The sequence below is a fragment of the Couchioplanes caeruleus genome (assembly GCF_003751945.1).
Taxonomy (GTDB): Bacteria; Actinomycetota; Actinomycetes; order Mycobacteriales; family Micromonosporaceae; genus Actinoplanes; species Actinoplanes caeruleus.
Map to the genome: position 1 here is coordinate 5038619 of NZ_RJKL01000001.1, position 19474 is coordinate 5058092.

The 19474-nt window shown below is 72.3% G+C and carries 18 protein-coding genes and 1 riboswitch; of the genes, 8 read left to right on the top strand and 10 right to left on the bottom strand.

Going from position 1 to position 19474, the window contains the following annotated elements; translation table 11 throughout:
• Nucleotides 1–53 precede the first annotated feature (53 nt).
• Nucleotides 54–335, bottom strand: a complete 282-nt coding sequence (locus EDD30_RS38400; protein WP_143163049.1) for a hypothetical protein — start codon at nt 333–335, stop codon at nt 54–56.
• A gap of 78 nt (nt 336–413) precedes the next feature.
• On the opposite strand from EDD30_RS38400, the gene EDD30_RS22385 reads away from it, so the two are divergent.
• Entirely contained in the window at nt 414–2621 is a 2208-nt protein-coding gene (locus EDD30_RS22385) for an AAA family ATPase (RefSeq protein ID WP_071809625.1), read from the top strand.
• A gap of 140 nt (nt 2622–2761) precedes the next feature.
• Here the strand turns inward: EDD30_RS22385 and EDD30_RS22390 are convergent, their stop codons facing one another.
• The 3 genes from EDD30_RS22390 to EDD30_RS22400 all read right to left on the bottom strand — a co-directional run bounded on the left by EDD30_RS22390 (nt 2762) and on the right by EDD30_RS22400 (nt 5155).
• Entirely contained in the window at nt 2762–3085 is a 324-nt protein-coding gene (locus EDD30_RS22390) for a DUF3263 domain-containing protein (protein ID WP_071809624.1), read from the bottom strand.
• A 94-nt stretch (nt 3086–3179) separates the two neighbouring features.
• The gene (locus EDD30_RS22395; protein ID WP_071809623.1) at nt 3180–4163 is read right to left on the bottom strand and encodes an ABC transporter permease subunit; all 984 of its coding nucleotides are present in this window, start codon (nt 4161–4163) and stop codon (nt 3180–3182) included.
• Complete coding sequence (locus EDD30_RS22400) at nt 4160–5155, bottom strand: ATP-binding cassette domain-containing protein (RefSeq protein WP_071809622.1); 996 nt, start codon at nt 5153–5155, stop codon at nt 4160–4162. Before EDD30_RS22400 ends, EDD30_RS22395 begins: the two co-directional genes overlap by 4 nt.
• Nucleotides 5156–5289: 134 nt before the next feature.
• Nucleotides 5290–5426: riboswitch (SAM riboswitch) on the top strand.
• Nucleotides 5427–5436: 10 nt separating this feature from the next.
• On the opposite strand from EDD30_RS22400, the gene thrC reads away from it, so the two are divergent.
• A complete protein-coding gene (gene thrC, locus EDD30_RS22405) occupies nt 5437–6711 on the top strand; it encodes a threonine synthase (protein WP_071809621.1) in 1275 nt (424 codons plus the stop codon).
• Nucleotides 6712–6911: 200 nt separating this feature from the next.
• Here the strand turns inward: thrC and EDD30_RS22410 are convergent, their stop codons facing one another.
• A complete protein-coding gene (locus EDD30_RS22410) occupies nt 6912–7370 on the bottom strand; it encodes a hypothetical protein (protein WP_071809620.1) in 459 nt (152 codons plus the stop codon).
• Nucleotides 7367–7915, bottom strand: coding sequence for a GNAT family N-acetyltransferase (locus EDD30_RS22415; RefSeq protein ID WP_071809619.1), 549 nt, complete (start codon nt 7913–7915; stop codon nt 7367–7369). The genes EDD30_RS22410 and EDD30_RS22415 overlap by 4 nt, the downstream gene beginning before the upstream one ends.
• A 355-nt stretch (nt 7916–8270) precedes the next feature.
• Here EDD30_RS22415 and groL point away from each other — a divergent pair, with 355 nt between their 5' ends.
• Nucleotides 8271–9893 carry a chaperonin GroEL gene (groL, locus tag EDD30_RS22420; RefSeq protein ID WP_071809618.1) on the top strand — a complete coding sequence of 541 codons (1623 nt, stop codon included), beginning with the start codon at nt 8271–8273 and terminating at the stop codon, nt 9891–9893.
• A gap of 57 nt (nt 9894–9950) precedes the next feature.
• On the opposite strand, the gene EDD30_RS22425 is transcribed toward groL, so the two are convergent.
• Nucleotides 9951–11204: an MFS transporter gene (locus EDD30_RS22425; protein ID WP_071809617.1), complete on the bottom strand. Its 1254-nt coding sequence runs from the start codon at nt 11202–11204 to the stop codon at nt 9951–9953.
• 25 nt (nt 11205–11229) lie between these two features.
• On the opposite strand from EDD30_RS22425, the gene EDD30_RS22430 reads away from it, so the two are divergent.
• The 3 genes from EDD30_RS22430 to EDD30_RS22440 all read left to right on the top strand — a co-directional run bounded on the left by EDD30_RS22430 (nt 11230) and on the right by EDD30_RS22440 (nt 14173).
• Entirely contained in the window at nt 11230–12060 is an 831-nt protein-coding gene (locus tag EDD30_RS22430) for a winged helix-turn-helix transcriptional regulator (RefSeq protein ID WP_071809616.1), read from the top strand.
• Between the two features lie 62 nt (nt 12061–12122).
• A complete protein-coding gene (locus tag EDD30_RS22435) occupies nt 12123–13904 on the top strand; it encodes a glycerol-3-phosphate dehydrogenase/oxidase (RefSeq protein WP_170047699.1) in 1782 nt (593 codons plus the stop codon).
• Complete coding sequence (locus tag EDD30_RS22440; RefSeq protein ID WP_071809614.1) at nt 13901–14173, top strand: DUF4031 domain-containing protein; 273 nt, start codon at nt 13901–13903, stop codon at nt 14171–14173. The genes EDD30_RS22435 and EDD30_RS22440 overlap by 4 nt, the downstream gene beginning before the upstream one ends.
• A 26-nt stretch (nt 14174–14199) precedes the next feature.
• Here EDD30_RS22440 and EDD30_RS22445 read toward each other — a convergent pair whose 3' ends face one another.
• Nucleotides 14200–14841 carry an HD domain-containing protein gene (locus EDD30_RS22445; protein ID WP_394328327.1) on the bottom strand — a complete coding sequence of 214 codons (642 nt, stop codon included), beginning with the start codon at nt 14839–14841 and terminating at the stop codon, nt 14200–14202.
• A gap of 308 nt (nt 14842–15149) precedes the next feature.
• On the opposite strand from EDD30_RS22445, the gene EDD30_RS22450 reads away from it, so the two are divergent.
• Nucleotides 15150–16691 (top strand): PrsW family intramembrane metalloprotease, encoded by a 1542-nt coding sequence (locus EDD30_RS22450; protein ID WP_244945632.1) that lies wholly within the window; start codon nt 15150–15152, stop codon nt 16689–16691.
• Here EDD30_RS22450 and EDD30_RS22455 read toward each other — a convergent pair.
• Nucleotides 16688–16984 (bottom strand): GroES family chaperonin, encoded by a 297-nt coding sequence (locus EDD30_RS22455; protein WP_123678849.1) that lies wholly within the window; start codon nt 16982–16984, stop codon nt 16688–16690. The genes EDD30_RS22450 and EDD30_RS22455 overlap by 4 nt on opposite strands.
• Nucleotides 16985–17127: 143 nt before the next feature.
• Here EDD30_RS22455 and EDD30_RS22460 point away from each other — a divergent pair, with 143 nt between their 5' ends.
• The gene (locus EDD30_RS22460; RefSeq protein ID WP_084557766.1) at nt 17128–18375 is read left to right on the top strand and encodes an AI-2E family transporter; all 1248 of its coding nucleotides are present in this window, start codon (nt 17128–17130) and stop codon (nt 18373–18375) included.
• A 66-nt stretch (nt 18376–18441) separates the two neighbouring features.
• Here EDD30_RS22460 and EDD30_RS22465 read toward each other — a convergent pair whose 3' ends face one another.
• On the bottom strand, nt 18442–19299 hold the full coding sequence (locus EDD30_RS22465; protein ID WP_143163048.1) for a hypothetical protein: 858 nt from the start codon (nt 19297–19299) through the stop codon (nt 18442–18444).
• Nucleotides 19300–19474 lie beyond the last annotated feature (175 nt).

Sequence of the window (19474 nt, forward strand, 5' to 3'; positions counted from 1 at the left end):
CCCACGCTAGCGGCGGGCCGCTGAGCGGGAGCTGTGAACCCGGTTCCGCGCCGCTAGCGCGGCGCCACGCTCCTGCCCACCGGGCCCTGGAGAGCCCCGCCGTCCTTCTTCGGCGGCCGCTGCGAGGACGTGCCCTCCGTCGGGGCGTCCTGTGGCGATGCCGGGCGGCCGGAAGCCCCTGGCGTGCCACCGGAAGCCGCGGCCGGGGAGGCGCCGACGGATACGGCGGGCGGCACCGGAGGCGGCGTGCCTTTGTCGTCCGGGTCGTCGCCACAGGCGGCGAGGCCGAGCAGGGTCAGCGCGGCCAGAACGGGCGCGGCGTGGCGGAGCCTCATGGTGCGGTGCCTCCCCGGGGCGACTGACGGCGATAGCGTGTCAACCTAGTCCCCCTCGTCCCGACGGAAGGCCCCGCGGTGCCAGACGATCTCACGCTGACCGTGACCCAGCGGCCGGCGGCTCTCGATGCACGCCGGGGCATCGTACGACTGCACCCCGAGGTGATGGCCGCGCTCGCCGTCAACCCGGGCGACCCGCTGCGGCTGACCGGCCGTCGCACCACCGCGGGCATCGCCGCCCGGGCCGAGGCGGGTGCCAGCCGTGCGCTGCTCTACGCCGACGACCTCACCATCGGCAACCTCGGCCTGCGGGACGGCGCTCAGGTGACCGTCACCCCCGTGCCCGTCGTGGGCGCGCGCCGGGTGACCCTCTCCGGCCCGGTCGAGATCGTGGCGCTGGTCTCGCCCGAGATGCTGCGCCTGGCGCTGCTGGGCAAGGTGGTCAGCGCGGGCGACGACGTCTCCCTGCTGCCGCAGGACGTGCTGCCGGAGGCGTCGCACCGGTCGCTGGTCGAGGCGGCCCGGCGCAGCCTCGCCAACCGGGTCGGTTACGCCTGGACCAGCGCTCTGCTCCAGGTGGTCGAGGTCGCGGACGGCGATGCCGCGCTGGTCACCATGGACACGGTCGTGGGCTGGCGGGACGGCCCGTCGTCGTCGCCGGCCACGCCCACGGCCGAGCCGGACCGTACCGAGCCGGCGTCCACCGACCCGCACACGGCGCCGCCGAGCCTGGACGACCTGCCGGGGCTGCGCGCCCAGGCGCACGAGCTGACCGAGCTGCTCGACCTCGGCTTCCACCACGGTGAGGTGCTGGGCCGGCTCGGCACCACCGTCTCCCTCGGCGTCCTGCTGTCCGGCCCGGCCGGTTCGGGCAAGTCGGCGCTCGTCCGCGCCGTCGCGGCGAGCGTCGGGGCGACCGTGCTGCCGGTGTGGGCGCCGGAGCTGGCGGCACTGACGAACGACGCCGCCGCGACCCGGCTGCGGGCGCTGGCGCGCGACGTACGGGCCGGCGGCCCGGCGGTGCTGCTGGTCGCCGACGTCGAGGCCCTCGCGCCCCGCGACGAGGCGGGCCCGCTCGCCACGGTCTTCCGGCAGGTGCTGTCCGAGCTGGTCCGCGGCGGGGCGGCGGTGGTCTGCACGACCAGCCGGCCGGAGGCCGTCGACCCGTCGCTGCGCGCGCCCGACCTGTTGGCGGTGCAGCTTGCCGTGCCGCTGCCGGACGAGGCCATGCGGCGGGAGCAGTTGCGCGTGCTCACCCGCGGGATGCCGCTGGCCGAGGACGTGCGGCTGGACGACGTCGCCGGGCGCACCCCCGGATTCGTCGCCGCCGATCTCGGCGCCCTGGCCCGCGAGGCCGGGGTCCGCGCGGCGCTGCGGCAGAAGGACGCGGAGTCGCCCACCGTGGCCATGGCCGACTTCGAGGCCGCGCTGGACGTGGTCCGGCCGACGTCGATGGCCGAGTCGACGCTCGAGGTCGCCCAGGTGACCCTCGATGACGTCGGTGACCTGACCGACGTGAAGCAGGTGCTCACGGAATCGGTGCTCTGGCCGCTGACCTACCCGGACACGTTCGCGCGCCTCGGCGTCCAACCGCCGCGCGGCGTGCTGCTCTACGGCCCGCCCGGCTGCGGCAAGACCTATCTGGTCAAGGCCATCGCGGGTACGGGCAAAGCCAACGTCCTGTCGGTCAAGGGCGCCGAGCTGCTGAGCAAGTGGGTCGGCGACAGCGAACGCGCGGTGCGGGAGCTGTTCCGCCGTGCCCGCGAGGCCGCGCCCACCCTGGTGTTCCTGGACGAGGTGGACGCCCTGGCACCGACCCGCGGCCAGGCGACCGACGGCGGCACGACCGACCGCGTCGTCGCCGCGCTGCTGACCGAGCTGGACGGCGTGGAGACGTTGCGCAACGTCGTGGTCATCGGCGCCACCAACCGCCCGGACCTGATCGACCCGGCACTGCTGCGCCCCGGCCGCCTGGAGCGTCTGGTCTTCGTGCCACCGCCGGACGGCGACGCCCGCGCGGCGATCCTGCGGGCGTCGTCGAGGTCGGTGCCGCTGGACGAGACCGTGGATCTCGACGTGCTCGGCGCGGAGCTGGAGGGCTTCTCGGCGGCGGACTGCGCGGCCCTGATCCGCGAGGCGGCCCTGGCCGCCATGCGCGAGTCCCTCGAGGCGACGACGGTGACCGCCGGCCACGTGGCGACGGCCCGCAAGCGGGTCCGCGCCTCGCTTGACCCGGCCCAGGTGGCCTGGCTCGAGGCGTACGCCGCCACCCGCGCGGCCGGTTAGCGCGCTCATGAGCTGGGTGCGGATCCGGTTGACCGCCGACGGGGTCCCGTTCGAGGACGTGCCGGGCCGGCGGCCCGCGTGTGACGAGACGCGTCGCCGGCTGGAGCGCCGTTGAGCGCCGTTCGCGGGCAGGACGCCGATCAGCGGCGTCTGGTGCGGGCCCGGGTGGAGCGGAGGCGGCGCAGGCGGCCGACCAGGACCGGGTCGTGTGCCAGGGCGGCCGGATTGTCCAGCAGGGCGTTGAGGATCTGGTAGTAGCGGGTCGACGAGAGCTCGAAGGTGTCACGGATCGCCTGCTCCTTGGAGCCGGCGTGCTTCCACCACTTCTGCTCGAAGGCGAGGATCTGCTGCTCGCGGTCGGTCAGGGCGGGCGGTTGCGGGACGTCGGTGCCGAGGCCGGCCTCCTCGGCGTCGCGAGGGGCCGGCACGTGCTGCTGCTCGTTGAGGGCGGCGTCGGGCTGCATGGGTTACCTCGGAGTGGTGGAAGGCCGCGCGGAGGGGAACGCCACCATAGTGGCAGTCGGCGATGCCCGCCGCGCGCCTTCCCGCGAAGTTACCTCAGGTGATATCCCGGTTACGCATAGTCCACATTGCAGTGCCGAGCACGAGGACCACCACGGCGGCGAACACGCCGCCGGCCATCGGCCAGGTGAGGGTCATCGTCGGCGGTTCGCAGCCGGTCGGCGAGTTGAGGCAGGGCGCGTTCCAGTCCTGCAGCTCGATGGACTTGTCCATCCAGGCGATCATCCAGGACGGGATCAGGTACGCCTCCAGGAACTTGACCTTGGCCAGCGACAGCACCGTGCCGAGCCCGAACTGGAACAGCACGACGACGCCGATCGCGACACCCATGGCCACGGCCGTGTGCCGGCCGATCGACGCCAGCCCGAAGCCGATCGCGCCGGCGGCGAGCACGAGCACCAGCCCGCGCAGCTCCATGAGCAGGATCGACTGCCACGCCCCCGCCGTCATGCTGTCCAGCGAGCCCCGCAGGCTCGCGATCGCCGCGAAGGCGCCGGTCCAGACCGCGGAGAGCACCACGGTCAATCCGGTCAGCGTGGCGAGCAGGGCGGCCAGCTTGGTGGTCAGCACCTTGAGCCGCTGCGGCCGCCACAGCAGGAGGTTCATCATGCCGCCGCTGTTCCACTCCGCGCCCACGAAGGACGCGCCGAGGACGAACGCCGCCACGGCGAGGAGCGCGGCGAGCGTTGTCGCCATCGGTCCGAAGTGCTCGCGGAAATCGAAGGTGGACGGCATGTAGTGCTCGGCCCGGTAGTCCTCCCGGGACGGTGTCCACTCCATGCAGCCCGAACTCGGTTGCGCCGCGCAGGCCTTGTTCCCCTCGGCGGCCATGACCAGGTCATTCTGGTATGCGCGCTCGGCCTCCTGTTCGGCCGCCGCGACCACCGCGGGGGTGGCCTTCTCGTTGGTGAAGAACATGCCGACCGCGATCGCCGCGAGCACGACGAGGAGGCCCAGGACGAAGAAGCGGGTGAAGCGGCGCTTGGTGAACCGGCGAGTCTCCGCTGTGTACAGGCTCAATGTCCCCACCCACCCTGCGCCGGACCCGCCGGGGCCATGACCGTCTGATCCACTTGCCGGTGCTCGCCCTCGACCGGCGCGGTGCCGGTGAGCTCGAGGAAGACACTCTCCAGGTCGACCGAGACCGGGCTGAGCTCGGAGACGAAGACGCCGTTGCCGGCGAGGACCCGGGTGATCGCGCTGGGCCGGTCGAGTCCGCTCACCATGAGGTGGTCGCTCTCGACGGTGACCTGGGCGCCGAGCTGACGCAGGGCCCCGGCCGAGGCCGCGAGGTCGGCAGCCGACTCCAGGCGCACGCGTACGGACGACGAGGCGTGCTGGGCGAGCACGTCGGCGACGGCCCCGGCCGCCACCCGCCGCCCGGCCGCGATGATCGTCACCGAGTCGCAGATGAGCTGGATCTCGGCCAGGATGTGGCTGGAAAGCACCACGGTCATGCCCGACTCGGCGAGGTTGCGCATCAGCGTGCGCATCTCGCGGATGCCGCCGGGGTCGAGACCGTTCGCGGGCTCGTCGAGAATCAGCAGCTTGGGGTTCTTGAGCAGCGCGGACGCCACGGCGAGGCGCTGCTTCATGCCGAGCGAGTACGTCTTGACCCGGTCGGTGGCCCGGTCGCGCAGCCCGACCAGCTCCAGCACCTCGAAGACCCGGGCCGGCTCGACGCCGCCCGCGTCGGCCAGCAGCCGCAGCGTGTCCTGCGCGGTGAAGTTGGCGAAGAACTGCGGGCTCTCGACGATCGCCCCGACCGAGCCGGCGACCTCGGGCAGCGCCGCGGGCACCTCGCGGCCGAGGATCGCCATCCGGCCCCCGTTGGGCCGGATCAGGCCGAGAAGGGTCCGCAGTGTGGTGGTCTTGCCGGAGCCGTTGGGGCCGAGGAACCCGTGCACCTGTCCCGCCTCGACGACCATGTCGAAGCCGTCGAGCGCCCGGCGTACCCCCTTGCGGCTGCGGTAGGTCTTCTGCAGACCCTGGATCTCAAGGACGGCGCTCAAGCCGAACCTCCCCGCCTAGTGGGAATGACCTTCGTCACCCTATGCACCCGGCGCCACCCCAAGTGCTCACAACCTGGGACGTTCCCCTCGGCTTACCGAAGCGGCCACGTAAGGTGGCGGTAACACAACTGAATACCTCATCCAGAGGGGCTGAGGGATACGGCCCGATGACGCCCCGGCAACCACCGCGCTCGACTCGATGACGAGGCCAGCGCGCGGCAGGTGCTAATTCCGTCCCGGAGCCGCCGACCGTGCCCGGGAAAGATGAGAAGGAGCCTCGCATGACGTCGACCGTCGACGCCCCCGCCACCAGCCCCGCCCGCGCCCTCGTCTGCCGCGGCTGCGGCACGGAGTTCCCCCTCGCCGCCCAGCACGCGTGCTACGAGTGCTTCGGACCGCTGGAAGTCGCGTACGACGCCGCCGCCCTCGCCACCGTCACCCGGGAGCGGATCGAGGCCGGCCCGCAGAACATCTGGCGCTACGCCGCCCTGCTGCCCGCCGGCCAGGACCCGTCCACCCGGGTCACCCTCGACCCGGGGCTGACCCCGCTGGTCGAGGCGCCCGCCCTGGCCGCGGAGATCGGCTTGCGCGCGCCGCTGTGGGTCAAGGACGACTCGGCCAATCCGACCCACTCGTTCAAGGACCGGGTCGTCTCCGTCGCCCTCACCGCCGCCCGGGAGCTCGGCTTCACCCGCTTCGCCTGCGCCTCCACGGGCAACCTGGCCAACTCCGTGGCCGCGCACGCCGCCCGCGCCGGAGTGCCGAGCATCGTCTTCATCCCGAGCGACCTCGAGCCCGGCAAGGTCATCACCTCGGCGGTGTACGGCGGCGACCTGGTGGCGATCGAGGGCTCGTACGACGACGTCAACCGGCTCTGCAGCGAGCTCGTGGACACCGACGAGTTCGAGGACACCGCGTTCGTCAACGTCAACGTGCGCCCGTTCTACGCCGAGGGCTCCAAGACCCTCGGCTACGAGGTGGCCGAGCAGCTCGGCTGGCGCATCCCCGCCCAGGTGGTCATCCCGATGGCGTCGGGGGAGCTGCTCACCAAGGTGGACAAGGCCTTCAGTGAGCTGGTCGAGATCGGCCTGGTCGAGGCGCCCGAGGGAGGCTGGACGGTCTTCGGCGCCCAGTCGGCCGGCTGCAACCCCATCGCCGTCGCCCTGCACGGCGGCACCGACCAGATCGTTCCGGTCAAGCCGACCGGCATCGCGAAGTCTCTGAACATCGGGGACCCGGCGGCGGGCGCGTACGCGATCGAGGCGGTCCGGCGGACCGGCGGCTGGATGGACTACGCCGACGACGACGAGATCCGCGAAGGCATCCGCCTGCTCGCCCGGACCACCGGCATCTTCGCGGAGACGGCCGGCGGCACGACCGTGGCGGTGCTGAAGAAGCTCGTGGAGAGCGGCAAGCTCGACCCCGAGAAGGAGACGGTCGTCTACAACACCGGCGAGGGCCTCAAGACCATCGACGCGGTCTCCGAGCTGGTCGGCCCGACCCACCGGATCAAGCCCTCGCTGCGCGGCGCGCGCGATGCCGGGCTGCTTGGATAACAGTGTGTAGCTAGCTATCTGCCGTACGTCAGGAATTCCTTCCCGCGAGGGCTTGCGCGAGGATCTCGAGGTCGGCAGGATGCTCTACGCGGGAGGACGCGACGCCGTACGTGGCCCCACCTTCGAGCTTGGCGACAATCTCTCGGGGCCCAACGACCCAGTGCCGGAGGCGCTGTGCGCGCGTCCTCCCGACCAAATTCTCAGCGTTTCCGCAGCAGTTTGCTGATCCAGGGACGCAGTGCCGCCTCCGCGTAACCGCCCTTGTCGAGGCCGGCGTGCCGCTCGAAGACGTTGCGGCTGCCGTAACTGCCCGTCGCCATCCACGAATAGCCGCACGCCGCCCAGTAGGCGGGCCAGAACAGCGGGCCGAGGACGGCGTACTGACCCGCATGCCGGCTCTCGTGGGCCAGCAGGTCGGCGCGGTCCTCGTGCAGCAGCCACTCCGCGGTCCTGCGGGTGATGATCACCGAACCGACGGTGAAGCAGGTCGCGGGCGGCAGCCTGCGCCGGTATCCCTCGGCGACCAGGATGCCGTCGCGCCCGCGGCGGATCCTCGCACCGGTGAGGACGGCGACGGCCAGGCCGGCCACTGTGGTGCCGTTGACCGCCGTGAGCAGGGACCGCGCCAGCGGCCACCGGCGGGACGGCCCGGTGGTCATGCCCGGCGGCGCATCTGGAGCTCCCGCAGCCCGGGGACGACCGGGTGCGGCACCCGCACCCCGGTGTCCTCGAAGCCCAGTCGCTCGTAGGCCCGGACCGCCCGGTCGTTGCCGATCACGACCTCCAGCATGAGCTCCCGCCGACCCGCCGAGAGTGACCACTCGGCCACCGCCTCCACGAGGGAGGCGAGCACTCCCCGGCCGCGGTGCGTCGGTGTGACGTAGACCGCGAAGACCACCGTCGCGGCCGGATCCTCGGGCAGCACCGTGCCGCCGGCGTGTCCGATCAGCCGGTCGCCCGGCCTCGTGCTCCCGCCGCGTCGAGGCGCCGGGTCGGCGACGAACTGGGCGAGCTGCACCCCCGACGACGCCTGCACGATCCGGCGTCGGTAGTCGGCGTGCGGCCGGGCCGCCGCCTGTGCCAGCGTCTCGAGGAATGCGAGCGGGCTGTCGGCAAGCATCTCCAGCCGCAGCGCGCGCATCCGGGCCGCGTCGCCGGGTGTCACCCGGTGCACGGTCAGTGCCGGCGCCAGCGTGCTGGTCATGCTGCCTGCCTACCCGGTGACGCCGGACCAGGCAAGCGGGACGCGGAATCCCGGCGGGTCCGCCCGACCCCTCCGGGGGCCCCCGCGGGTGGTCGTTGTCCTTGCACTCGACCCACGAGAGTGCTAAACAAGTCCTTGGCACTCGCGACATGTGAGTGCCAGCAGGTCGGGACGGTGGGGTCGCGGCCACGGCGCCGCCATCGGTGCCGGGGCACGGGACCGGTCGTCGCGGGCTATCCGGCTCGACCTGAGGACGTCGCATCGCCAGGTGGTGACGTCCGCAGCGTTTCCTCACCGTGCGGAGGGCGGGGCCGAGCAGGCCCGGCACCGCGAACGTCCAGGAGGACACAGCCGTATGGCCAAGATCATCGCATTCGACGAGGAAGCTCGTCGCGGCCTCGAGCGGGGCATGAACCAGCTCGCCGACGCCGTCAAGGTGACGCTCGGCCCCAAGGGCCGCAACGTCGTGCTCGAGAAGAAGTGGGGCGCGCCCACCATCACCAACGATGGTGTGTCGATCGCCAAGGAGATCGAGCTCGAGGACTCCTACGAGAAGATCGGCGCCGAGCTGGTCAAGGAGGTCGCGAAGAAGACCGACGACGTTGCCGGTGACGGCACGACGACGGCGACCGTCCTCGCCCAGGCGCTGGTCCGTGAGGGTCTGCGCAACGTCGCGGCCGGCGCGAACCCGATGGCCCTGAAGCGGGGCATCGAGGCCGCCGTGGCCAGCGTCTCCGAGGGTCTCTCGCAGCTCGCCAAGGACGTGGAGACCAAGGAGCAGATCGCCTCCACCGCCTCCATCTCCGCCGGTGACTCCACGGTCGGCGAGATCATCGCCGAGGCCATGGACAAGGTCGGCAAGGAAGGCGTCATCACCGTCGAGGAGAGCAACACCTTCGGGCTCGAGCTCGAGCTCACCGAGGGTATGCGCTTCGACAAGGGCTACATCTCGGCGTACTTCATGACCGACGCCGAGCGGATGGAGGCCGTCTTCGACGACCCGTACATCCTCATCGCGAACAGCAAGATCTCCGCGGTCAAGGACCTGCTGCCCGTCCTCGAGAAGGTCATGCAGGGCGGCAAGCCGCTGATCATCATCGCCGAGGACGTCGAGGGCGAGGCCCTGGCGACCCTGGTCGTCAACAAGGTCCGTGGCACCTTCAAGTCCGTCGCCGTCAAGGCCCCGGGCTTCGGTGACCGCCGCAAGGCCATGCTGGACGACATCGCCATCCTCACCGGCGGCACGGTCATCAGCGAGGAGGTCGGCCTCAAGCTCGACGCCGCCGACCTGAGCCTGCTGGGCCAGGCCCGCAAGGTCGTCATCACCAAGGACGAGACGACGATCGTCGACGGTGCCGGCAACGCCGAGCAGATCCAGGGCCGGGTCAACCAGATCCGCGCCGAGATCGAGAAGTCGGACTCCGACTACGACCGCGAGAAGCTGCAGGAGCGCCTGGCCAAGCTGGCCGGCGGCGTGGCGGTCATCAAGGTCGGCGCGGCCACCGAGGTCGAGCTCAAGGAGCGCAAGCACCGCATCGAGGACGCCGTGCGCAACGCGAAGGCGGCCGTCGAGGAGGGCATCGTGCCCGGCGGTGGCGTGGCGCTGGTGCAGGCCGGCAAGACCGCGTTCGACAAGCTGGACCTGTCCGGCGACGAGGCCACCGGTGCCAACATCGTCAAGGTCGCGCTCGACGCCCCGCTGCGTCAGATCGCCGTGAACGCCGGCCTCGAGGGCGGCGTCGTGGTGGAGAAGGTCCGCAACCTCGAGTCCGGTTGGGGCCTCAACGCCGCCAACGGCGAGTACGTGGACCTGCTGGCCGCGGGCATCATCGACCCGGCCAAGGTCACCCGCTCGGCGCTGCAGAACGCCGCGTCGATCGCCGCCCTGTTCCTCACGACCGAGGCGGTCGTGGCGGACAAGCCCGAGAAGGCGGCCGCCCCGGCCGGCGCTCCGGGCGGCGGAGACATGGACTTCTGAGTCCACCAGCTACACCTCAAACGGGCCGTCCCTTCGGGGGCGGCCCGTTTGCCGTTGCTAGCGAACGACAACCTCTTGCTGCGGGAGGGGGAGGTCGCGCAGGCCGCGGACCGGCGAGAGCAGCCAGACCAGGGGTGCGCAGACGGTGACCGCGGCGAGCGCGAGCAGCGTGGCGCGGGTGCCGAGCGGCCCGGCCAGCGCGCCGGCGACCAGGCCGCCGACCGGGATGGCGCCCCAGGACACGAACCGGACCGTCGCCATCACCCGGCTCAGCAGCTCTGGCGGGCTCGCGAGCTGACGGTACGTCCGGGTCGTCACGCTCAGCACCACGACGCCGGCGGAGAAGGCGAGATTGCCCAGCACGAAGGATGCGTACGCGGCGGTGCCCGTGCCCCAGGGCACTGCGAACGCGCCGGCGACGGCGACGAATCCCGCGATGATCAGGCCGCGGGCGGTGCCGGCCGCATCGGTGAACCGGGTGGTCAGCGCGGCGCCGATGAGGGTGCCCACGCCGTCCGCGGCGAGCAGGACGCCGACCAGTCCCGGGGCGGCGTCCAGGTCGCGTACCAGGTAGAGCGGGTAGAGGGCGAGCTGGGCGCCGCAGACGAAGTTGACCGCGGTGGCGGCCCACATGCCCGGCCCCATCGCGGGGTGCCGCACGACGTAGGCGAACCCCTCCCGGATCATCGCGCCGACCGGCGGCCACCGGTCCGGCCGCGCGGTCCGCCGGGCCGGCAGGGTCCGCAGCAGGAGGGCCGACACCAGGTAGCTGACCGCGTCGACCAGCAGCGTCGGGACGGCGCCGAGCGTCTGCACGATGACGCCGCCGAGGGAGGGCCCGCCCAGCTCGGTGGTGGCGTGCGTGCCCGAGGCGAGGCTGTTGCGGGACTGGAGCTGGTCGCGGTCCACGATCTCCGGCAGGAACGTCGAGTTCGCCACGTCGAAGATCACGTTCGCGAAGCTGATCACCAGCGCCGCGACGACGAGTTGGGCGATGGTGAGCTGTCCGGCCCACCAGGCGAGCGGGATGGAGCCGACCGCGGCCGCCCGCGCGAGGTCCGCGCCGACCTGGGCGCCGCGCAGCGGCAGGCGCTGCACGATCACCCCGGCCGGGAGCCCGATGACGATCCACGCGGCATACCGCGCGGCGGCGATCAGGCCCATCTCGAACGGGGTGGCGTCGAGAGCCGCCAGCGCCGTCAGTGGCAGTGCCACGCCCCCGATGGCCGACCCCAGGCCGCTGGTCGTGCCGGCCGCCCACCACCGCCAGAAGACGCTCACGGTTCCCCATCCCGATCGAGTCAGTTTCATTTTGGAACGGACTATACTGGCCGGCGTGCGACGAGTCGATCTGGCGGATGCGGACTGTGGCATCGCGCAGGCGCTCGGCGTGCTGTCGGACTGGTGGACCTTCCTGGTCGTCCGCGACATCGCCGGCGGGGTGACCCGCTTCGACGCGCTGCACCGGGAGCTGGGCATGAGCCGTCGCGCGCTCACCGAGCGTCTCGGCGGTCTGGTCGAGCACGGCGTGCTGCGGCGGGTGGCGTATTCCGAGCATCCGCCCCGCTACGACTACCTGCTGACGGCCAAGGGCGAGGGGCTGCTGCCCGTACTCATCGCCCTGCAGGACTGGGGCACCCGGCACGTGATGGGCGACGGCTCGCTGACCGCGACGGCCGCCCCCACGTCCGCCGAGGCGCAGCGCGTGCACGCTCTGGTGGGCCGCCGGATCGCGCACCTGACGGTCGAGGCGCCCACGGTGCTGTACTTCTTCCCCGGCGCCTACGCCCCCGGGACCCAGGAATATCCGCCCGGCTGGGGCGACATCCCCGGGGCCGGCGGCTGCACCCTCGAATCGGCCACCTATGCCGCGCGGGCCGCCGACTTCGCCGCGCACGGCGTCGAGATCCGCGGGGTCAGCACCCAGCGGCCGGATCAGCTCGAGGCCTTCGCGGCGTACGCGAAGCTGCCGTTCCCGCTGCTGTCGGACACCGACGGCAAGCTTGCCGCGAGCCTGCGCCTGCCGACCTTCCGTGCCGCCGGCACCGACCGGTTCAAGCGCCTGACGCTGCTCGTCGACGACACCACGACGATCCGCGCGGTCCAGTTCCCGGTCACCGACCCCGCGGGATCCGTCGCCGAGATGCTCGAACTCATATCGAGCTGAGAAACATCCCTCTCCGATGGGACCGCGGACGGCGCTACGGTGGGACCGTGCGTTCTCCCTCCGTGTCCCGGTATTCGGCCGGGCGGCTCTCGCCGATCCGCCGCGTCGCCGACCTCAAGCGCCTGCGCGACGAGCAGTTCGACGTGCTCGTCATCGGCGGCGGTGTCACCGGCGCCGGTGCGGCCCTGGACGCCGCCTCGCGCGGCCTGAGCGTGGCCCTCGTCGAGGCACGCGACCTGGCCTCCGGCACGTCCAGCCGGTCCAGCAAGCTGATCCACGGCGGCCTGCGCTACCTGGAGCAGCTCGAGCTGCACCTCGTGCACGAGGCCCTGACCGAGCGCGGCCTGCTCACCAGCCGCCTCGCCCCGCACCTCGTGCGGCCGGTGCCGATCCTGGTGCCGCTCGAGCCGGCCTCGCCGCCCGCCCGCGTGTGGCACCGCCTCTACTACGGGCTCGGCGTCGCCGCGTACGACGCGTTCGCCGGCGTATTCGGCTCGGGCCGCGGCATGCCGCTGCACCGGCACCTGACCCGCGACGGCGCGCGGCACATCTTCCCCAGCCTGCGCGCGGACCGCATCACCGGAGCGATCCGCTACTACGACGGGCAGGTCGACGACGCCCGCCTGGTGGTCAACCTGGCCCGGACCGCCGCCAGCCTCGGCGCCGCCGTGGTGACCAGCGCGCGGGTCACCGGCTTCATCCGCGAGGCGCGCGAGGTCGTCGGCGTACGGGTCCGCGACCTGGAGGCGCCCGGCTCACCCGAGATCGAGGTCCGCGCCCGCACCGTCGTGGCCGCCACCGGGGTGTGGAGCGACGACATGTCACGCATGCTCAGCGACGTCGGCGTCCGCCCGGGCCTGCGGGTCCGCGCCTCCAAGGGCGTCCACCTCGTCGTGCCGCGCTCGGCGATCACCGGCGACGCCGGGCTGATCCTGCGCACACCCACGTCGGTCCTGTTCGTCATCCCGTGGGGCGGCCACTGGATCATCGGCACCACCGACACCGACTGGGAGCTCGACAGGTCGCACCCCGCCGCGTCCGCCCGCGACATCAGCTACCTGCTCGACCAGGTCAACACGGTGCTGGACCGCCCGCTCACCACCGACGACATCGAGGGCGTCTACGCCGGCCTGCGTCCCCTGCTCTCCGGCGAGGCCGACTCGACCTCGAAGCTGTCCCGCGAGCACGCCGTGGTCGAGCCCATGCTCGGGCTGCTGCTCGTCGCCGGCGGCAAGTACACGACCTATCGGGTGATGGCCGCCGACGTCATCGACCGGGCGGTGCGCCGCCTCGGCATCGACCGGCCGTCGCGCACCGACCAGCTCCCGCTGCTGGGCGCGGACGGATACGAGGCGGCGTGGCGCGACCGACAGGACACCGCCCGGCGGCACGGCGTCACGGCCGGGGTGGTCGAGCACCTGCTGGAGCGCTACGGCACCCTCTCGGTCCACCTGCTCGCCATGATCGCGGCCGAGCCGGAGCTGGCCACGCCGCTCACCGGTGCCCCCGAATATCTGGCGGCCGAGATCGCGTACGCGGCCACCGCCGAGGGTGCCCTGCACCTCGACGACGTGCTCACCCGCCGTACCCGGATCTCCATCGAGACCCCGCACCGCGGCGCCGAGACGGCCCGGCACGCCGCCGAGGTCATGGGTGACGCGCTGGGCTGGGACGAGGCCGTCCGGACCCGCGAGATCGAGCACTACCTCGCGCGGGTCGAGGCGGAACGGCAGTCGCAGAAGATGCCCGACGACCTCACCGCGGACGCGGCCCGGCTCGGCGTTCCGGACGTACGCGGGTACGCCGCGGACCGTGGGACGGATCTGCTGCACGTCGACCTGTGATCCTCGTCGACGAGCCGCGCTGGCCGGCCCGGGGACGCCTCTGGGCCCATCTGGTCAGCGACGTCTCGTTCGACGAGCTGCACGTCTTCGCGGAGATGCTCGGCGCGCCCCGGCGCGGGTTCGACCGCGATCACTACGACATCCCGGAGTCACGCTTCGCGATGGCGCTGTGGCTCGGCGCCACCCTGGTGTCGTCCCGCGAGCTCTCCGCCCGCCTGCGGGAGGCCGGGCTGCGCCGCCCGAAGCACCTCAGCCGGCCGACGCCCTGAGCTCCTCGGCCGGCGGCCTGAGCTCCTCAGCCGGCCAGCGCCCTGAGTTCCTTCTCCAGGTTGGCGCGCGCCCGGGCCTCCCATGCCGCGTGCAGCGGTGCGTGGCGGTAGATCGCCGGCAGTTCCAGTAGCGACACGAGCACCTGCGCCCGGGCCGCCCGGAAGGCTTCGTCGGGCACGTGGGCGTACTCGCGGCGGATCGCCTCGGTGTAGGCCGCGTACCGGTCGGGCTCGGCGGCCAGGATGGCGAGGTCCGCGTCGCAGAGCAGCTCGCCGTCCGGGTCGGTCTCCCCGGTCGCGTGGCCGGCGGTCAGCCCGACCAGGCGCGCCACCTCGGCCGCGACCTGCGGTGGAGTGCCCAGCGTCGTCAGCAACCCTTCGGCGAACTCGGCGCTGTCGCGCTCGTTGGCGTCGCCGAGGGCCCGGGGGTCGTAGATCGCGTCGTGCATCCAGGCGGCGAGGCGTACCCGGTCCGGGGCGGCGGCCAGGTCCGCGTACTCGTCGACCACGTCCAGCACCGCGGTTAGATGGGTCACGTCGTGGTACTGCCGCTGCGGCTCCGACCAGCGCCCGAGCAGGTAGCCACCGGCGGCCTCGAGGTCCGGCTCCGCGGCGGACGCTCCGGCGCCCCGTGCCGCGGCCACCCATCGGTCGAGAAGAGTTGTCACGGCCGCCATCCTGGCACGCCCGGCGGTGGGGATCGCACCGTGACCGGAGCGGTCTTGATCCTTTGCGCGGCCGTGGGCCCGCCGGGGCGGGGCGGGGTGGCTACGCTGGCGGCATGGCCGACGAAGTTCCCGGAGGACCGCCCGATGCGGCGCCGCACCCGGCACACGGGGCGTTTCCGGGCCCGGCGCAGCCGGTGACCGATCCCGCCGCTCCCGCCGAGACGGCCCAGCCGTCGGACGATGCCATGCACTCGGGCGATGTCAGGCACTCGGGCGATGTCAGGCACTCGGGCGATGTCACGCATGCCATGCCGCTCGGCCAGGGCTATCAGCCGCCGGATCTCGCGCATCTGCCGCCCATGCCGGGCCGCCGGGCCGGGTGGCGCCGCTGGCTGCCGCTCGCGGGCATCATCAGCTTCATCGCCGCCTGCGCGATCGCGATGCTGGTCATCCTCGGCTTCAGCAACGGCCCGGTCGGCCTGGTCGTCGGCCTCACCGCCGCCATCCTGCCGGTTCCGGTGCTGGTTAGCTGCTTCCTGTGGCTGGACCGCTACGAGCCGGAGCCGATCCGCTACCTGCTCTTCTGCTTCGCCTGGGGCTCGGCCGTCGCCACCCTCGTGGCCATCGGGGTCAACAGCGGGGCCGCGTGGGCCTTCGACAAGCTGGGCCTGCCCGAGGCGCTGGTCGCGGTCCTCGTGGCGCCCTTCATCGAGGAGTCGATGAAGGCGCTCGGCCCGATGCTGTTGTTCTGGCGCCGCCGCCGGGAGTGGTCCGGCATCACCGACGGCATCGTCTACTGTGGCCTCTCCGCGCTGGGCTTCGCGATGGTGGAGAACGTGCTCTACCTCGGCGGCCACGGCTACGCGGCGGGCGCCGACCAGTACGGACCGGCCACCGGCGTGCAGAACCTCTTCTTGATCTTCATTGTGCGCATCCTGTTCACCGGCTTCGCGCACCCGCTGTTCACCGCGATGTCCGGTATCGGCCTGGGCGTCGCGGCCCGCTCGGCGGACCGCCGGGTGCGCTGGCTCGCGCCGATCGCCGGCCTGCTGCTCGCGATGATCCTGCACGGCCTCTTCAACCTGCTGCCCACGCTCTCGGTGGCCACCGGTGAGACCTTGATCATGCTGTACGGGTACCTCGGCTTCATGGTCCCGTTCTTCTTCGCGACGCTGGGCTTCGCGATCGCGTTGCGTGGTTACGAGGGGCGGCTCAGCGAGCGGATCCTGCCGCACTACGTACGGACCGGCTGGTTGTCACCGCCGGAGGTGGCGACGCTGGGCAGCCTGGGCCGCCGGCATTCCGCCCGCCAGTGGGCGAAGCGGGTCGCGGGCGAGCCGGGCCTGCGGGCCATGCGCGGCTTCCAGTCGGCGTCGACGCAGCTCGCCCTGCTGCGCGACGGCATGCAGCGCGGCCTCCATCGCGGCCCCGCCGAGCTGCGCGGGGCGCAGGAGGAGGAGCGCAAGCTGCTCACCGACATCTCCGGCTACCGGTCGGTGTTCGTGGGCCGTGACCCGCGGATGCCGCAGGCCTTCTGGGACGGCGTCAACTACCAGATCGCATTCCCGGACGGCGTGACCCGCACGGTCGGCATGCCGGACGAGCCGGTCGTTCCGGTGCCGGTCCGCATGCCACCCCCCATGCCGGTGTACGCCGGCTACGGCCCGCCGCCGGGTTACGGCGCGCCGCCGCTCGGCTACGGTCCGGCCCCCGGCTACGGCCCGCCCCCCGGCTACGGCCCGCCCCCCGGCTACGGCCCGCCCCCCGGCTACGGTCCGCCGCCCAATTACGGTCCGCCGCCCGGTTATGGCCCGCCACCCGGTTATGGCCCGCCGCCGGCTGGTTACTAAAGGTAGAGGCCGGTCCCGTCGGATTCCACGCGGCTCGCCGCCACCGCGTGCACGTCGCGCTCGCGGAGCAGCACGTACTCCTTGCCGTGCAGTTCCACCTCCGCGCGCTCCTCGGGGTCGAACAGGACCCGGTCGCCGACGACGATGGACCGCACGTTCGGGCCCACGCCGACCGCCTTGGCCCAGGACAGGCGGCGGCCCATCGAGGCGGTGGCGGGGATGACGATGCCTGCGCTCGAACGACGTTCCCCCTCGCCGCCGTCGAGCCGCACGAGGACACGGTCGTGCAGCATGCGGATGGGCAGACCGGCCTCTGTCTGGGTGTCGGTGCTCACGGCAAGGACGGTACGCCCCGTGCCTGGCCGGAACGCGTGCCGGTCTCGACTACGGTGGGAACCGCGTGTCGACGGGCAAGGGGGTTGAGCGGTTGAGCCGCTTGCAGCGAGTACGGGCCAACCTTCGCAAGGCGTACGAAGCGGGCCGCGAATCCGTGCGGACGGCCCGGGTCGAGGTCGAGCGCCCGGCCGATGACGCCGGGGTCGAATACGAACCCCCGCCGCCGGTCGTCGAGCACCACTCGACGGCCAGCAAGGACGACGCCGAGGTGCCGCATTCCCTGCGCATCGCCGCCGCCTGGTCGTGGCGGCTGATCGTGGTCGGCGTGGTGGGGTGGGTGCTGCTCCGCTTCATCGGCACCATCAGCATCGTGGTGGTCCCGCTGGCGATCGCCCTGCTCCTGTCGGCGCTGCTGGCCCCGGCGGTGGGTTGGCTGCTGAAGCTGCGGCTGCCGCCCTCGCTGGCCACGTTCCTGGTGCTGATCGGTGGGATCGGGGCGGTGGCGGGCACGCTGACCCTGGTGGTGAACCAATTCGTCGACGGGGTGCCGGAGCTCGCCGACAACGCCAGTGCGGGCATCCGGCAGATCCAGGAGTGGGCCCGCAACGGGCCGCTGCACCTCAACGACGACCAGGTCACCCGGGCGATCGAGTCGGGCCGGGACTGGGTCGACTCGCACACCTCACAGCTCACGGCGACCGGCTTCGCGACCGCCACCACCCTGGCCGAGGTCCTGACCGGGGCGCTGCTGGTGATCTTCGCGACATTCTTCTTCCTGCGCGACGGCCGCAAGATCTGGCGCTTCCTGGTGCGCCTCTTCCCCGTCGCCGCCCGCTGGAGCCTGTCCGACGCCGGCGACGCCTCGTGGGCGACGCTCGGCTCCTACGTCCGGGCGACGGTGCTGGTGGCCTTCATCGACGCGGCGGGCATCGGCCTGGCGCTGGTGATCCTGGACGTCCCGTTCCCGTTCCCGCTGGCGGCGCTGGTGTTCCTCGGCGCCTTCATCCCGATCGTCGGCGCCAGCGTCTCCGGCGCGGTCGCGGTCCTCGTGGCCCTGGTCGACCAGGGCTGGATCGTCGCCCTGATCGTGCTCGGTGCCGTGATCGTGGTCCAGCAGGTCGAGGGCCACATCCTCCAGCCTCTGATCATGGGCCGGGCGGTGGCCATCCACCCGCTGGTCGTGATCATCGGCATCGCGTCGGGGGTGGTATTGGCGGGCATCATCGGCGCGCTGGTGGCGGTGCCGCTGATCGCGGTGCTCAACACGGGCGTCCGCCGGCTGGCCCGCCGGCGCCCGGAGATTCCCCCGGACGCGGTGGTGGTCACCGCCGGCGACGTGCGCCCCTGAACGGGAAACGGTCACCCCTCTTCCTCGCCGAAGTGGGGTGACCGGTGATCGTGCCATGGCAGGCGACTAGCGGTTGAGCAAGTCGTACGTCTCGTCGGGCGCGTCCCGGATCTCGCCCTGCGGCTTGGTGGTCGGCTTCGCCGCGTCGTAGTCCTTGATCTCGATGACCCGCCGGTGTGCCGGCGCGTCGGTGGTGGCGGGCAGATCCAACGCCAGCCGCGTCAGCCGCCGCTGGCCGGTCAGGGTTGCCTCGAACGGCACCTTCTGCGCGGCGGACCCCATGGCGGTGATGTCCGACTGCACCCAGGGCGTGTTGTGGATCGGTACGGCAGACAGATCGACCGTTCCCTTGATCACCTCGCCGGTCCGGTCGGCGGTGACCACCGTGGTCAGCATCGCCGACGCGCCGCTGATGTCGGGCTGGTCGAGCCGCATCTCGCGGCTGCGGCCGTTCGGCTTGATCTTGGTGGTGTCCATCCGCATCCAGAACTTGCCACTGAGCGCCTCATACACGGAGCGGAAGTCCGGTGGCAGCTCCGAGGGGTCGACCCGATCCTGCTCGGGCGTCTCGATGAGGAGCAACCGGTACTGCTTCCCGTCGACGAGCCGCACCTCCATCTTGCTGTCGCCGTCCTCCTTGTCCGGGGACGTGACGACGAGGGAGGCGCTGCGGCTCGGCAGGTGCATGGTGCCGGTCGTCTTCTCCTCGTGCCCGGTGGCGGTGAAGACGAAGTTGCCCTTCTGTAGCTCGGCCGCCGCGGCGGCCAGGTCCGCCCGAGCACCGTCGGCGGAGGCATTGCCGCTCGCGGCCGGGGCACCGGTGGCGCCGGTCGTCGTGGAGTCGTTGCCGGCGCAGCCGGTGAGTCCGAGGCTGAGGACGGCTATCGCCGCCATCGCGTGAAGGGGCCCCCGTGCGAGATTCATGTCTGTCGTGCTCCGTGCTCGTCCGGCGAGATGGCCGGTGGAATGGTCGCCGGACGATAGCCGGTCCTCCGGCGCCGATGCCGAGCATTATTCGCAAGCGTGACCTTGGCTACTCGCGCCGCGGCGCGGGCGGTCATGGTTGTCCGGCGCCTGCCCCGCAGGATGGCGCGTTGCG

Bases quoted from the DNA above. Each gene is read 5' to 3' on its own strand.
- EDD30_RS38400 (WP_143163049.1), bottom strand. From the start codon at position 335: ATGAGGCTCCGCCACGCCGCGCCCGTTCTGGCCGCGCTGACCCTGCTC.
- EDD30_RS22390 (WP_071809624.1), bottom strand. From the start codon at position 3,085: ATGCAGCCCGACGCCGCCCTCAACGAGCAGCAGCACGTGCCGGCCCCT.
- thrC (WP_071809621.1), top strand. From the start codon at position 5,437: ATGACGTCGACCGTCGACGCCCCCGCCACCAGCCCCGCCCGCGCCCTC.
- EDD30_RS22410 (WP_071809620.1), bottom strand. From the start codon at position 7,370: ATGACCACCGGGCCGTCCCGCCGGTGGCCGCTGGCGCGGTCCCTGCTC.
- EDD30_RS22415 (WP_071809619.1), bottom strand. From the start codon at position 7,915: ATGACCAGCACGCTGGCGCCGGCACTGACCGTGCACCGGGTGACACCC.
- groL (WP_071809618.1), top strand. From the start codon at position 8,271: ATGGCCAAGATCATCGCATTCGACGAGGAAGCTCGTCGCGGCCTCGAG.
- EDD30_RS22425 (WP_071809617.1), bottom strand. From the start codon at position 11,204: ATGAAACTGACTCGATCGGGATGGGGAACCGTGAGCGTCTTCTGGCGG.
- EDD30_RS22450 (WP_244945632.1), top strand. From the start codon at position 15,150: ATGCCGCTCGGCCAGGGCTATCAGCCGCCGGATCTCGCGCATCTGCCG.
- EDD30_RS22455 (WP_123678849.1), bottom strand. From the start codon at position 16,984: ATGCTGCACGACCGTGTCCTCGTGCGGCTCGACGGCGGCGAGGGGGAA.
- EDD30_RS22465 (WP_143163048.1), bottom strand. From the start codon at position 19,299: ATGAATCTCGCACGGGGGCCCCTTCACGCGATGGCGGCGATAGCCGTC.